Genomic DNA, 13,201 nt, shown 5'->3' with positions numbered 1-13,201 from the left:
GGCCTTGCCCGGGGGATCACCCCGGGCTGCGGCCCGCGCCTAGCCCTGCACCCCTTGCCGCCCCGGCGCGAGGGTGATTCATGTGTTAACAGGCCCTAGCGCAGCCATGCCCAGACCAGCGCCCCGACCGCGAGCCAGATCGCAACGACCAGCACGGCGCCCCAAGGGCTGCGAGGCTTGCCTTCTCCGCGACGCATCCATTCGTCCGCCTTGACCCGGGAGTCGGAGAGAACGTCCTGCGGCAGCATCCGGATCGCGAGCCAGATCAAGGCAGGAAGCAAGATGACATCGTCGACGTAGCCCAGCACGGGGATGAAATCGGGGATCAGGTCAATGGGACTCAGCGCATAGGCAACGACGAATGCGCCCAGCAGCTTTGGCAACCATGACGTGCCTGGATGGCGATACGCAAACCAGAGCGTGACCACGTCACGCTTGACGCGCCTCGCCCACTGACGGATGTCCTGGAGAAACGACACAGGAATTATTCTTGCATGTGCTCGATCTGGAGGGATGGCAAATGAGAGCTGTATTGCGGCTGTCGCGACCGGGTTCCAACGGCACAGGTCGATACGATCTCGCCTGGGTACTCGTGGGGACTGTGCTGACCTTCTTGCTGTCGAGCGCGTTGGAGTTGCACGAACGCCTGGCCTCGATCTTCATGCGCGCAGAAGCGTGGCAGGTGGACGAGGTTCCGCTCACGCTGGTCGCGCTGTCGCTGGGCCTGGCCTGGTACGCACGGCGCCGTCGCCAGGAAGCTGCGCGCCTGCTGGCACAGAACCGAGAACTCGCGCAGAAACTGATCGCCGTCCAGGACAGCGAGCGGCTGGCGCTGGCGCGCGAGTTGCACGACGAGTTCGCCCAGCATTGCACCGCAATCCGTATCGAGGCCACCTACATCCAGCGCTCGTCCTCGCTCGAGCAGATCGGGGAGGCCGCGCGGCGCGCCGCGGCGTCGGCCGAACTGCTGCAGGTGGGCGTGCGGCGCCTGGTGCGGCGGCTGAGGCCGGCGGAGCTCGACCAGCTTGGCCTGGTCGCCGCGATGCAATCGCTGTGCGAAGCCTGGGCGACGCGCAGCGGCGTGCGCTGCCAGTTTCATTCCCGGGGCGATCTGCGCCAACTCGGCGAGGCGATCGACACCACCATCTATCGGGTGACCCAGGAAACCCTGGCCAATGTCGTGCGTCACGCGAACGCCACGCGCGTGAACATCGAGCTCACGGCGACTCCCCAGGTCTTGAGCCTGAGCGTGGAAGACGATGGCCGCGGCTTCACCGTCGCGACACCGGAGCGCGGCTTCGGTCTGCTCGGTGCGACGGAGCGCGCGGCGGCACTCGGCGGCAGCTTCGAGGCCGACAGCGCGCCGGGCGCCGGCACGCGCATCCGCATGCAGCTTCCCTTGGCGCCTGAACTTCGCGCGGAGGCGGCGTGATACGGCTCCTGCTGGTCGACGACCACCCTGTGGTGCGAGAGGGATACCGCCACCTGCTGGAACAGGACGGCGACATGGCGGTCGTCGCGCAGGCCGCCAGTGTCGATGAGGCTTGTGCGCAGTTCGCGGCCCATGAGCCCGACATCACGGTCACCGACCTGGGGATGCCCGGCAGCAGCGGCCTCGAGTTGATTCGCCGCCTGCGCGAACGTGATGCACAGGCGCGCACGCTGGTCTTCAGCATGCACGACACCGACATGCTGGTGCACCGCGCGCTCGAACTCGGCGCGCTGGGCTTCGTCTCCAAGACCAGCCCGCCCGAGTGCCTGATCGATGCGGTCCGCAGCGTGCGCGAAGGCCGCCGCTACCTGAGCCCGGCACTGGCCCGGCGCCTGGTCGACGGAGCCGACGAGTCGCTGGCCTTCGATTCGCTGACCCAGCGCGAATTCGAGATCTTCCGCCTGCTGTCGCGCGGCGAATCCCTGGCCGCCTGCGCCCAGACATTGCACCTGAGCCAGAAGACCGTGTCGAACCTCCAGAGCCTGATCAAGGACAAGCTGGGCATCCACACCACGGCCGAGATGGCGCACCTGGCGCTTCGCCATGGCCTCATCCCCGCCGGAGACGCCTGAACCGGCCGGCCCACGTCGGGAAATCTTCCCTGTCGCATTCGAACGTCCTGCGATAACTTGGTGCGAGGGCGCGCAGTGATGCGCGATAACAAGTTCAAACACCGAGGAGACAGCATGTCCGGACACGCGCGCGCGCTTGTTTTCTCGTCAGCGCCTGTGGCGACAGCGGTCCTGCTGCTGTGCCACGGCCTGGCGGCCCACGCACAGGCGGAGCCCACCGAAGAAACTGCCCCGGTCGTCCAGGCCGTGCCCGATCTGCCGACCATCAACGTCATCGCAGTCACGCCGCTGCCCGGCATCGACGTGCCGCGCGACCAGATACCCTCGAACGTGCAGACCGCGACGGGCGCCGACATGGAGCGCTTTCATTCGCTCGACCTGTCGAACTTCCTGAACCGCGCAATCGGCGGCGTGACCGTCAACGAGACCCAGGGCAATCCCTTCCAGCCCGATATCAACTACCGCGGGTTCACCGCATCTCCGCTGCTCGGCACGCCACAGGGGCTCTCGGTGTTTCTCGACGGTGTGCGGCTGAACCAGCCCTTCGGCGATGTGGTCAGTTGGGATCTGTTCTCGCGCACGGCCATCGCGTCGATTGCGCTGATGCCGGGCAGCAATCCCCTGTTCGGCCTCAACACCCTGGGTGGCGCGCTGTCGATCCAGACCAAGGACGGCATCCATTTCCCGGGCACATCGGTCCAGGTGCTGGGTGGCTCATATGGCCGTGCGGCCGCGGAGTTCGAGACCGGCGGCTACAACACCGACAACGGCATGCATTGGTACGTCACCGGCAACGCCTTCCGCGAAGACGGCTGGCGCCCCGCATCGCCTTCCGATCTGCGCCAGTTGTTCACCAAGGTCGGACGGAAGACTCGGGACGGCGATGTGTCGCTGACGCTGGCACTGGCCGACAACGACCTGACCGGCAACGGCGTGCAGGAACAGGGCGCGTTGCAGCGTGACTGGGGCAGTGTTCGCACCATCCCCGACACCACCCGAAACCGGTCCGCCTTCCTCAACCTGGCCACCGTGCAGGCCTTGAGCGACTCGCTCACCTTCTCGGGCAACGCCTACTACCGCAAGATCAACGCCAAGACCTTCAACGGCGATGTCAACGACGATTCCTTCGACCAGTCGGTCTACCAGCCCAACGCCGCCGAGCGGGCAGCACTGGCGGCCGCCGGCTACACGGGTTTCCCGACCAGCGGGGAGAACGCGTCGAATACGCCCTTTCCCAAGTGGCGCTGCATCGCGAACGCGCTGCTGAACTCAGAGCCGAACGAAAGGTGCAACGGCCTGATCAACCAGACGGAAGCGGACCAGACCAACTATGGCCTCGCGGGCCAGCTGTCGAAACAGGCGAAGACGGGCAGTGTCGGGCACCAGTTCGTCGTCGGCGCCGCCTACGACGCCAGCCGCGTGACCTTCACGCAAGGCACGCAGTTCGGCTACCTCAACCCCGACCGCACGATCACGCCGGTGTTCGGCCCCGGCGCCTTTGCAGACGGAAGTCAAGACTCCGAAGACGCCTTCGACGCGCGGGTCAACTTGTCGAGCCGCTCGAGCACTGGAAGCATCTACGCCACCGACACGATGGAGTTCAATCCGCGGACGCACCTGACGCTGTCCGGACGCTACAACCACACCTCGCTGACGAATGTCGACGGCATCACGCCCGGCGGCGGACCGGGTTCGCTGGATGGTGACTACACCTTCGCTCGCTTCAATCCTGCTGCCGGGTTGACCTTCGCGGCGAACGATGTGGTCACCCTCTATGCAGGTGCCAACCAGGGCAGCCGGGCGCCCACGGCGATCGAGTTGGGCTGCGCCGATCCCGCGAGCCCTTGCAAGCTGCCGAATTCCTTCGCCGGCGACCCGCCGCTCAAGCAGGTCGTCACCACCACCTTCGAAGCCGGCCTGCGCGGCACAGTGGTCGGCACCGTGTTCTGGAACCTCGGTGTGTTCCGCTCGGACAATCGCGACGACATCCTTTTCGTTTCGGACAACTCGAGCGGCTTTGGCTACTTCAAGAACTTCGGCAAGACACGGCGCCAGGGGGTCGAGATGGGCCTGCAGGCCCAACCCGCCGCCAGCTGGACCTTCGGCGGCAACCTGAGCCTGCTGGATGCGACCTACCAAAGCCCGGAGACGATCGACGGCTCGGGCAACAGCAGCAATTCCTCCGCCCAGGCAGGTTTCCCCGGCACGGAAGGGACCATCCAGATCAATCCCGGAGACCGCATACCGCAGCTGCCGCTGCGCAGCATCAAGCTCTTCGCAGACTGGGAGCCGAACGCGCACTGGCGCGTCGGCGCGGACATGAACGCTGTGAGCGGCACAACGGTGCGCGGCAACGAGAACGGCCTGGACACCCCCGATGGCCTCTACTACACCGGCCCAGGGCGCAGCGGGGGCTACGCGGTGTTCAACCTCGGCGTGGACTACAAGCCCAAGCCCGGACTGAAGTTCTTCGTGCAGATCACCAACCTGTTCGATCGCAAGTACACGACCGGCGGCCAGCTGGGAATCAATGGCTTCACCGTGAACGGCGCCTACATCGCACGGGCGCTTCCGGCGAACGCGAATGGCGACTTTCCGGTCAGCCGTGCGACCCTCTTGTCGCCCGGTGCGCCGCGCACTGCGTGGGTCGGAATGCGCTACACCTTCGGGACCTGAGCGGCGGCGTCAGAACGCGTGGCGGATGCCGAAGTCGTAGCCGTAACCCCGATCCGCGCGATAGCCGGGCGCACTGGAATTGACGACATTGACGTAGCCCGGCGCCACGTCCGCCGAGGCGACGTTGACCACGCCGATGGCCGCACCGTTCTCGTTCTTCGTGACCGCGAAAGTCGCGTAGAGAGCCGTCCGCTTCGAGAGGTTGTACACGTAGCCGAGAGCGAACTTGTTGGCCTTCGGGTCGGGCGTGATCATCGGCACCGGACCGTATGGCGTGAAGTTGAAGAACTCGCCCTTCACCTGCGCGTATGACACCTTGATCTGGCTCGCCCCCAGCGGGACGGTCAGGCCGAAAAGAAAGTTGCGCGTGTTCACGTCGAGCGGCGGAGTCAGTGCCGGCGTGAACGGGAAAATCGCGATGTTCGCGAAGTCCGTCTTGACGTCGACGCGCGAGTATTCGCCAAAGAGCTTCACCAGACCGAAGTCGTACGAGGCGCCGAGGTTGGCCGTGTTCGCCTTCGTGGTCGAGCCGAAGTGGAAGTTGTCGGCGAGGGTGCTGCTGCCGTAAGAGGCTGCGATGTCGAACGGGCCATGGGTGTAGCCGACGCGAGCACCGGCGTAGCCGCCCGTGCGCGCGATGTTGGCGGCCTTGGGATCGTCCTCGATCAGCTCCGAAGACACGTTCTCGTTGAAGGCATACATCGCCTGACCATAGAAACCTCCCAGGTTGCCCGGCAGGAAGTAGCCGACGGAATTGGACTTGCGGGCATAGAAGCCCCGGTTGAGAGAGACGGTGGGCAATGCCCCGCCCAGCATCTGGGCAATGAGGCTGGTGCCGACACCCACGACGCCGAAGGGATCGAAGACAGCGTCGTCCCAGAAAGTCGGCGTGTAGTCGCGGCCGAGGCGCACTTCGCCAAATGGCCCGAGCAGGCTCACTGTCGAGCGGCGATCGAAGAAGACACCGCCGCGGCCGAGCGTGCCGACATCGTTCCAAAGGGTCGATTCGAGCCAGAAGGCGGCGGCATAGCCACCACCCAAGTCCTCCTGTCCGCGGTAGCCCAGTCGCGACGACGCGTTGCCGCTGTTGGACAGCGCCCACTGGCTCTGCTTGATGTCCGGCTGCGGGACGGAACGCGGTGGGTAGTTCTGGTATCGGCTGGTCGTTTCGTAGTAGCTGACGCCGGCGTCGACAACGCCGAACAAGGTGGTGGACGACTGGGCCGATGCGGCGCCGGCTGCGATCAGGGCAGCCAGGCTGACGAGAGTTTTCTTCATGGGTGAGGGGTGACGGAGCAAGGGTGAGTAGCGATAAAAAAAGCATCCCGTAACGCTTTGCAACGGGTGGCCTACCGTACGTCGCGCACCCGGTTCGCCCTCCCCCCGCACAGGGTGGAGGGGTTTCACCTAGGACCCCGCGCCCCCTGGCGAACCGCGGATTCGGGGCAGAGTCGAAACATCAACATGTCCGCCTCCTGTCGCCGTATTGCCGCATCGTTGATAGCTCTTGCCCTCGGTCTTGGAGGCGTCTGCATCGGGCAAGCACAGCCGGGGCCCGCGGACCTGCGCATTGCCTACCGCGATCAGGTCGACCGCCAGCTGGACGTCCCAGCCGACGAAAGCCAGCGATACGGCCTGCTTGCAGTCACCGCGCTCGAGGGCGCCGGGGCCGATCCAGGGCCGGCACAGTACGTGGCATTGGTCGACCGCAGCCCGAACGTGCAAGCCATCTTCATTTATTGGCTCGCAGCCGGAAGCTCTCCCGAACTGGTCGGCGCTTCGCCCGTTTCGACCGGACGTGGCGGCGAGTTCGATCACTTCCAGACCCCGTTGGGCGTCTACGAACACACGCCGTCGAATCCCGATTTCCGCGCCGAAGGTACTCGCAACGAGAACGGCATTCGCGGCTACGGACTCGCCGGCATGAGGGTGTTCGACTTCGGGTGGCAACAGGCCGAGCGACTGTGGGGGCACGGCGGCATCAGCACGATGCGGCTGCAGATGCACGCCACCGATCCTGAGTATCTGGAGCCACGCCTCGGAAGCGTGCAGTCCAAGGGCTGCATCCGGATTCCGGCGAGCCTGAACCGTCTGCTCGACCACTTCGGTGTGCTGGACGCCGACTATCTGCGCGCCCGCACCGAAGGTTCATCCACGTGGGTGCTGCCGGCCACGCAAACGCCGGTCGACAGCGGCGGCCGCTATCTCGTCATCGTCGACACGGAGCGAACGGAGCGCCCTGCCTGGGCGCCTGCGCCCGGAGAGCCGGAGCGCGGGATTTCCGCCCCGCCCGCGCCCTGATTCAGCGTGGCCGCCATCCAACCGCGTCAGTCGAAGACGATCACGCCGCGCGCATTGCGCCCGTTTGCGAGATCGTCGAAGGCTTGTGGTGCCTCCTCGATGCGATAGCGCTTCGTGATGAGTTCGTCCAGCTTGAGCTTGCCGGCCTGGTAGAGCCCCACCAGGCGCGGGAAGTCGTAGCGCGGGCGGGTCGAGCCATAGAAGCTGCCCTTGAGCGTCTTCTCCTCGAAGGCGAAGCTCGCGGTGCGCAAGGTGGTGGTGTTCTCCGGCCGCGCCAGCCCGACGACCACTGCGGTGCCGCCGTTGCGCAAGCACGCATAGGCCTGCGCCACGATCTCGCCGTGTCCGACGCACTCGAAGGCATAGTCGGCCCCGCCACCGGTGAGCTTGCGCAGGTCCTTCACCAGGTTCTCGGTCTTCGAGGCATCGATGACATGGGTGGCGCCGAAGGTCTTCGCCAATTCGAGCTTGCTGGCCAGCATGTCGACCGCAACGATCATGCTGGCACCGGCGTTCTGGCAGCCCTGGATGGTGGAAAGGCCCACCCCGCCCGCGCCGAACACCACGCACACCGAACCGGCTTCCACCTTGGCCGTATTGCACGCCGCGCCCCAGCCCGTCATGACGCCGCAGCCGATCAGGGCGCAGCGGTCCAGCGGCACGCCGGGCACGATCTTCACGACGCTGTTCTCATGCAGCGTGGCGTACTCGGCCATCACGCCGCAACCACCCATCACGCCCAGCGGCTGGCCCTGCGCGTCGCTGGTGCGCACATGGCCGCCCGTCAGCTTGCCCGGCGGCGTGAGCTTGCCCGCTTCGCACAGGTTGGCCCGACCCGTGGTGCAGTAGCGGCACTTGCCGCAGGTGTTGACGAAGCTGCTGATGACATGGTCGCCCACCTTGAGGTCGGCGACGCCCGCGCCCACCTGGCACACCACGCCCGCGCCTTCATGGCCCAGGATGACCGGAGCCGGCAGCGGCAACGTGCCATTGGTGACAGAGAGGTCGCTGTGGCAGACGCCGCAGGCGGCCATCTTGATCATGACCTCCCCGGGGCCCGGAGGGTCGACCAGGATGTCTTCGACGCGGACTGCGGTGCTGTCGGCACGGTAGACGACGGCTTTGGATTGCATTTGCATTTCTTGTGAATCTCGCTGAGATGGATTGCAGGTTCAGCCGGCCTCAGCCGACCATGGTTTGGATGGCCGTGTACTCCAGCAGGCCCTCGACGCCGTTCTCGGCGCCAATGCCCGACTGCTTGCGTCCGGCAAAGGGGGACTGCGGGTCGAGCAGGTGCAGGTTGTTGATCCACACGGTGCCCGCCTCCAGCCGGGCACCGATCGCACGGGCCTGCTCGGCATCGCTGGACCAGACCGAGCCGCCCAAGCCGAATTCGCTGTCATTGGCGCGGCGGACGACCTCGTCGACATCGGAAAAGCGCAACAGCGGCACGATGGGGCCAAAGGGCTCTTCGACCACGACGCGCGCGTCGTCGGGTGGGTTGTCCACCACGGCCGGCGGAATGAAGTAACCCGCGCCCTCGGGCACGTCGCCGCCGGCCAGGAAACGATGGCCGGCCGCCTTGGTTGCGGCAATGAGTTCCTTCACCCGCTCGTACTGCGGCCGGTTCTGCACCGGCCCCAGCATCGCACCTTCTCGCGTGCCCGGGCCCATCGGCGCGGACGTGGCGGCGTCGGCGAAGGCCTGCGCGAAGGCGTCGTAGATCGCGTCGTGCACATAGATGCGCTTGGCGGCGATGCAGACCTGGCCGGAATTGAGGAAGGCGCCCATGAAGAGCTTGCGCGCCACCTTGGCGACGTCCACGTCGGGCATGACGATGGCCGCGTCGTTGCCACCGAGTTCCAGCGTCACGTGCTTGAGGGTGGGCGCGGCAGAGGCCATGACACGACGACCGGTCGCGGTCGAGCCCGTGAAGGCCACCTTCGCGATGCCGGGATGCGACGTCAGCCACGGGCCCAGCGCGTCGCCACCGCACAGCACATTGAACACGCCGGGTGGGAACAGGTCCGCTGCGAGTTCACCGACGCGCAGCGTGGCCAGGGGTGTGAAGGGAGACGGTTTCAGGATCACGGTGTTGCCGGCCATCAGGGCCGGTGCCAGCTTCCAGAAGGCAAGCATGAGCGGGAAATTCCAGGCGGCGATGGCCGCCACCACGCCGAGCGGCACACGGCGCGTGGTCCAGCCCATGCCGGCCTTGTCGGTGCGCTCGGCCACAGGCAGTTCCATCTGCGCGAAGCTGCGGCACCAGTGCGCGCAGCCGAGCACTTCGGACTTGGCCATGGGAAGCGGCCGGCCCTGCTCGCGCGTGAGCAGTAGCGCGAGTTCGTCGGCATGCTCCAGGATGCGGGCAGCGAACGCCTCCATGCGTTCACGGCGATGTGTATGCGTGGTGCGGCTCCAGCCGTCGAAGGCCGCCTGCGCGGCTTTCACCGTGGCATCGAGCAGTTCGCGTGTGCAGTCGGGCACTTGGGCGATGACTTCTTCCGTTGCCGGGTCGAGCACCGGCAGCGTGCCGGGCAAGTCGAGAAGCTGGCCGTTGGAAAGCGGCCTGAAAGCGAGGCTCATGGTTTGCATATTTCTGTTGACTCTGAAAGTGGTTCGATGCTTCAGGCTCGACCACGCTGAACATTCCGTCGGCTGGTCGGGGATGTTCATGAGCAGTGTTCGGACGAAGACAGCGAGCGCGGCCTCGCGCGCTACGGTACGCAGTGAAACAGGAACGCGCGGCGCTCTCACCACCCGAGGTGGGTGAAAGGGGAAACCCTGACCTGGCAGGCGTGAGATTGGGACGCCGTCGAATCGCAGTTAGTCGATCCAGGGGCCCCCAAGCATTGCTTGTATGTATGCCGCAACCTTGACGAGGTCCTCGTCAGACAAGGGAGCCGGTGGAGCGTCAACAAGATGCTCAGAGACCAGATGCAGCTTCGCGGATGCATTGGGCTGCTCTTGCAGCAGCACCGCGATCGCCGCGGTCTGGGCGACAGCTCTCAACTCGAGCGCACGGAGTCGCGCATTGACTTCTTCCAGTTCCATTTTTTCCCCTCCTGACCGTGATGGTGGCGGCGGCAAGCGACGGAGCTACTGCGATCGGATTGGCTATGAAGGCGAACCAGAGGCTGGCGCCCCGCCCTCCGGCGGCTTTGATACCGGCGGCGGCGCGCTGGTGTCGGGTGAACGGACCCGTTGGCAGATCATCCGACCCGTCTGGCGGTCCCAATGGCAGGACCTGGACTTGGTGGGTGTATCCGCCGAGGCGATCGTAGGCGCCAAGACGGCGAGACCGGCGAAGCCAACGGCACTGGAGAGGATCAGTGTCTTGAGGTGTTTCACAGGGGCAGCTTACACCGCTACTCGGCAAACTGCAGCTTCCCAGTTCAGTCCTTGAGTCCGGCCAGCGTGCGCGCTTCGCTTTCGTAGGTCGGGTAGGACGCCTTCATCACTGCACCGTTGAGGATCATCTCGGCCACCAGCTCACGCGACGCCGCGTCGAAGACGTGGGTACGAACCCAGATCGATTCGGTGCGTGCGCTTTCGCTGAGCGCAATGATCTCGCGCTCGAGTTCGTAGTCCTGATCGACGAAGAGCGGGCCCTTGATAAGCCGGATCTGCTGGCCAGCGAACAGTCCGACTGCGGGCTTGCGCCCGCTCAGGCCCGATTGCGCGGACGTGGAACCCAGCAGCACGCTGATCATCTCGGTCGGGATGATCGGCCGCCCCCAAGGCGATTCGGCACCGGATTCCCGCGTGTACCACGGACTTGGCTCAGTGATCACCTTCAACTTGTCGGCCAAGGTGAACGGATAGTGGTCGCCCATGTGGGTGTCGAAGCCCATGCGGATCTTTTTGGCTGAAATGCGTGGGTCCCTCGATCGGCCCTGCGCGCAGTCCCAGCCCTTCGGCCATGACATCGTCATGGATCGATTTGTGGCCGTCGTAACGCTGGTCCGCAAGCATTTGTCGAGGCTGGCGCAGCGGCCCGCACAAAGCTGGCACTGTGGTGAAGGGTTCGGTCATCGTCGCTTCCCTCTGTGAGGTCGGCGACTCTAGGAGGTCGCGATTTCGCAAGAAGTCACCGCCGTGACCCGCGCCGTCAGCCCTTCACGCGAGTGGCGTTGCGCATGTCTGCAGATACTCGATAGTCCCACTTCGCCGCTGGCGCGACCGTTACTGCCTTTCAAGCTGATCAACTGGATGCGGCACTGTCTCTGCGCCGAGGTCGCTCGTGCTCGCCTCCACCCGACTCAGCCGATAGCCGGCGGGACCAAGTGTCTCCAGACTCCACCCGTAGGTTCCACACAGCCGCAAATCAGTGGCCAGGCCAGTGATGGTATGAGTGAGGTAGTCATCACTGTTCCTGAACACAGGCTTGTCCAAGTACAACATCTGCTTCAAGCGCTTGTGCGACAAAGTCCGCTCGGCGTTGAAGAAGAGTTCGAGAGCGATGTCAAACGCGGCAGCGTCCAATTGCACGTTATGGTCCGCAAAAGAAACACCCCTGTCCAGCGGATCGAAGGCATAAACGCCCCACGCAAGGTGAGACCGGTTGCTCTCGAAGCCGCGAGCGCTCATAAAGGACCGGATCAGCTTGTAGAAATCACTGAAGGAACGCGGCAGGCTTGCAGCGACGCCGCGAACCTTCGGGCGTACCTCCTGGTGGCCTGCATGCAGAACCGGCACGTCCGGACCGATTGAAACCCGAACGCCTTCGAGGACCTCACGACCCTTGCTGTCTGTGACTGGCAAATTGCCGACATACAGCATATCGAGGGTCATGGCGTCGGCCCCCATGGCCGTCAACTCGTCAAGGTTCGTGAAGATAAGCGGTGCGTAGCCGAGTGAGCGCAGCACGCGGCGAGCGTACTCGCGCTCCCCAGCAGCATATGCGAGCACACCGACTCGCCTCTTGGCGACCAAGCGAATCATGACGCTGTACCACAAAGGTCAAGCCAGTCTTTTACCGAAGGACCAGGCGGTCTGCGAAGGAGAATCGAATGTGCAAGGCCCCAGATCAAGGCCACGGTGGTGAAGGCCGTCATGTTGAGTTCCCGGTGCGATGTGAATCACGCATATTTTTTTGATAGCGCCAATCAGGCGGCGGTGGATGCGTTTCCCCAACTGGGGGTGAACGGAAATCGTAAGAACGGTGTTCAGTTCGGTACATGAGAAAGGTCGGAAAGCACCAACCCACATATCAAGTTCTGTGGCGCGCTTGCTGTGGCAGCAGTACAAGCATCAGAGGGGGCGCCGCGCAGTGCGACGCCCCCTCCTTCGTGCATCAGCCCGAGGGCCGCTTACCAGTGGAATCCGATGCCTGCGCTGACGCCGAGCTTGCCGCGGGTGTTCACCGTACCGGCCAGCTTGGTGACCCAGCGGCTGTTCTCAGCCACCTTGGAGATGCCGACTGCCACCGCCGACTCGCCGTCCATGGTGCTCACCGCAGCCGAAGCCATGCCGCGACCCGGGATGATCGACTGCGGCAGCGTCGCCACCGCCATGGCTGCAGCCGCTGCACCGTTGGAATCGCGCCTAACGCTGTCGATATCCGACTGCACTTGGTTGATGCGCTCGTCCGTGTAGGCCTGGCTGCTGGCCGAGACGGCGTCGAGTTGCCGCTTGTTTACCGCATCGGTGTCCATCACCGCGTCAGCCACGTTGGCGATCGCACGTTCGTTGCCCACTGACCCGACCGACACGATGTTTTCGCGATTGCCAGTCAGCGAGCCGGCACCTAGCGCGACGCTGTTGTTGGCCGACGCCGTTGCACCCGCACCCATGGCCACTGCGTTGTCGCCGCTCGCCACCGCTGCCTGCGAAGAATCGCCGGCGGTTGCCACTTGAGAGTTGCTGGCCTGGACGCTAGTGGAGATCTTTTCGATCACAGTCTGGTGCGTCGCTTCCAGTTGTTGCGAAAGGCTTGAGACCGAGTCTTGCACGCTGTTCACGCGGCCGTCCATGTTGGCGATGGCAGCCGTGTTGGTCGCGATGTTGACCGTGTTGGCCTGCACGTTCTGGTTGGTCGCAAACAGCTGCGAACCGTTCACCGCCTCCTGGCTGTCGACCGCCAGCTTGCCCGAAGCCACGCCGCTCAGCACACGTGCACCATCTGTGCCGGTGAAGTCCACCGACATGCCGCCCGTGT

At 64.9% G+C, this 13,201-nt stretch carries 13 protein-coding genes; 4 read left to right on the top strand and 9 right to left on the bottom strand.

Going from position 1 to position 13,201, the window contains the following annotated elements; genetic code table 11:
• Positions 1–95 precede the first annotated feature (95 nt).
• Complete coding sequence (locus AC1DN9_RS29360) at positions 96–479, bottom strand: YkvA family protein (RefSeq protein ID WP_478105894.1); 384 nt, start codon at positions 477–479, stop codon at positions 96–98.
• Between the two features lie 41 nt (positions 480–520).
• On the opposite strand from AC1DN9_RS29360, the gene AC1DN9_RS29355 reads away from it, so the two are divergent.
• The 3 genes from AC1DN9_RS29355 to AC1DN9_RS29345 all read left to right on the top strand — a co-directional run bounded on the left by AC1DN9_RS29355 (position 521) and on the right by AC1DN9_RS29345 (position 4,740).
• Complete coding sequence (locus AC1DN9_RS29355; RefSeq protein ID WP_478105893.1) at positions 521–1,432, top strand: sensor histidine kinase; 912 nt, start codon at positions 521–523, stop codon at positions 1,430–1,432.
• Entirely contained in the window at positions 1,429–2,064 is a 636-nt protein-coding gene (locus tag AC1DN9_RS29350) for a response regulator (protein ID WP_478105892.1), read from the top strand. Before AC1DN9_RS29355 ends, AC1DN9_RS29350 begins: the two co-directional genes overlap by 4 nt.
• 114 nt (positions 2,065–2,178) lie before the next feature.
• On the top strand, positions 2,179–4,740 hold the full coding sequence (locus AC1DN9_RS29345; protein WP_478105891.1) for a TonB-dependent receptor: 2,562 nt from the start codon (positions 2,179–2,181) through the stop codon (positions 4,738–4,740).
• Positions 4,741–4,749: 9 nt separating this feature from the next.
• Here AC1DN9_RS29345 and AC1DN9_RS29340 read toward each other — a convergent pair whose 3' ends face one another.
• Complete coding sequence (locus AC1DN9_RS29340) at positions 4,750–6,018, bottom strand: porin (protein ID WP_478105890.1); 1,269 nt, start codon at positions 6,016–6,018, stop codon at positions 4,750–4,752.
• A gap of 186 nt (positions 6,019–6,204) precedes the next feature.
• Between AC1DN9_RS29340 and AC1DN9_RS29335 the strand changes: the two genes are divergently transcribed.
• Positions 6,205–7,041 (top strand): L,D-transpeptidase, encoded by an 837-nt coding sequence (locus AC1DN9_RS29335; RefSeq protein WP_478105889.1) that lies wholly within the window; start codon positions 6,205–6,207, stop codon positions 7,039–7,041.
• A gap of 26 nt (positions 7,042–7,067) precedes the next feature.
• On the opposite strand, the gene AC1DN9_RS29330 is transcribed toward AC1DN9_RS29335, so the two are convergent.
• The 7 genes from AC1DN9_RS29330 to AC1DN9_RS29300 all read right to left on the bottom strand — a co-directional run.
• On the bottom strand, positions 7,068–8,174 hold the full coding sequence (locus AC1DN9_RS29330; protein ID WP_478105888.1) for a Zn-dependent alcohol dehydrogenase: 1,107 nt from the start codon (positions 8,172–8,174) through the stop codon (positions 7,068–7,070).
• Between the two features lie 49 nt (positions 8,175–8,223).
• Entirely contained in the window at positions 8,224–9,627 is a 1,404-nt protein-coding gene (locus AC1DN9_RS29325) for an aldehyde dehydrogenase family protein (protein WP_478105887.1), read from the bottom strand.
• Between the two features lie 240 nt (positions 9,628–9,867).
• Positions 9,868–10,095 (bottom strand): hypothetical protein, encoded by a 228-nt coding sequence (locus AC1DN9_RS29320; protein WP_478105886.1) that lies wholly within the window; start codon positions 10,093–10,095, stop codon positions 9,868–9,870.
• Positions 10,096–10,158: 63 nt separating this feature from the next.
• Complete coding sequence (locus AC1DN9_RS29315; protein WP_478105885.1) at positions 10,159–10,392, bottom strand: HHHH-motif protein; 234 nt, start codon at positions 10,390–10,392, stop codon at positions 10,159–10,161.
• Positions 10,393–10,436: 44 nt separating this feature from the next.
• A complete protein-coding gene (locus AC1DN9_RS29310; RefSeq protein WP_478105884.1) occupies positions 10,437–10,976 on the bottom strand; it encodes a hypothetical protein in 540 nt (179 codons plus the stop codon).
• Between the two features lie 250 nt (positions 10,977–11,226).
• Entirely contained in the window at positions 11,227–11,985 is a 759-nt protein-coding gene (locus AC1DN9_RS29305) for a hypothetical protein (protein WP_478105883.1), read from the bottom strand.
• Positions 11,986–12,353: 368 nt separating this feature from the next.
• On the bottom strand, positions 12,354–13,201 hold an 848-nt coding region (locus tag AC1DN9_RS29300; protein WP_478105882.1), incomplete at its 5' end, for a YadA family autotransporter adhesin.

The sequence above is a fragment of the Variovorax sp. 05L425 genome, assembly GCF_056397705.1.
This window is presented reverse-complemented; position numbering and strand designations above follow the sequence as displayed.

Excerpts from the sequence above, each read along its gene's own strand:
- AC1DN9_RS29320 (WP_478105886.1), bottom strand. The coding sequence starts at position 10,095 with ATGGAACTGGAAGAAGTCAATGCGCGACTCCGTGCGCTCGAGTTGAGA.
- AC1DN9_RS29335 (WP_478105889.1), top strand. The coding sequence starts at position 6,205 with ATGTCCGCCTCCTGTCGCCGTATTGCCGCATCGTTGATAGCTCTTGCC.
- AC1DN9_RS29325 (WP_478105887.1), bottom strand. The coding sequence starts at position 9,627 with ATGAGCCTCGCTTTCAGGCCGCTTTCCAACGGCCAGCTTCTCGACTTG.
- AC1DN9_RS29355 (WP_478105893.1), top strand. The coding sequence starts at position 521 with ATGAGAGCTGTATTGCGGCTGTCGCGACCGGGTTCCAACGGCACAGGT.
- AC1DN9_RS29305 (WP_478105883.1), bottom strand. The coding sequence starts at position 11,985 with ATGATTCGCTTGGTCGCCAAGAGGCGAGTCGGTGTGCTCGCATATGCT.
- AC1DN9_RS29340 (WP_478105890.1), bottom strand. The coding sequence starts at position 6,018 with ATGAAGAAAACTCTCGTCAGCCTGGCTGCCCTGATCGCAGCCGGCGCC.
- AC1DN9_RS29310 (WP_478105884.1), bottom strand. The coding sequence starts at position 10,976 with ATGACGATGTCATGGCCGAAGGGCTGGGACTGCGCGCAGGGCCGATCG.
- AC1DN9_RS29330 (WP_478105888.1), bottom strand. The coding sequence starts at position 8,174 with ATGCAATCCAAAGCCGTCGTCTACCGTGCCGACAGCACCGCAGTCCGC.
- AC1DN9_RS29345 (WP_478105891.1), top strand. The coding sequence starts at position 2,179 with ATGTCCGGACACGCGCGCGCGCTTGTTTTCTCGTCAGCGCCTGTGGCG.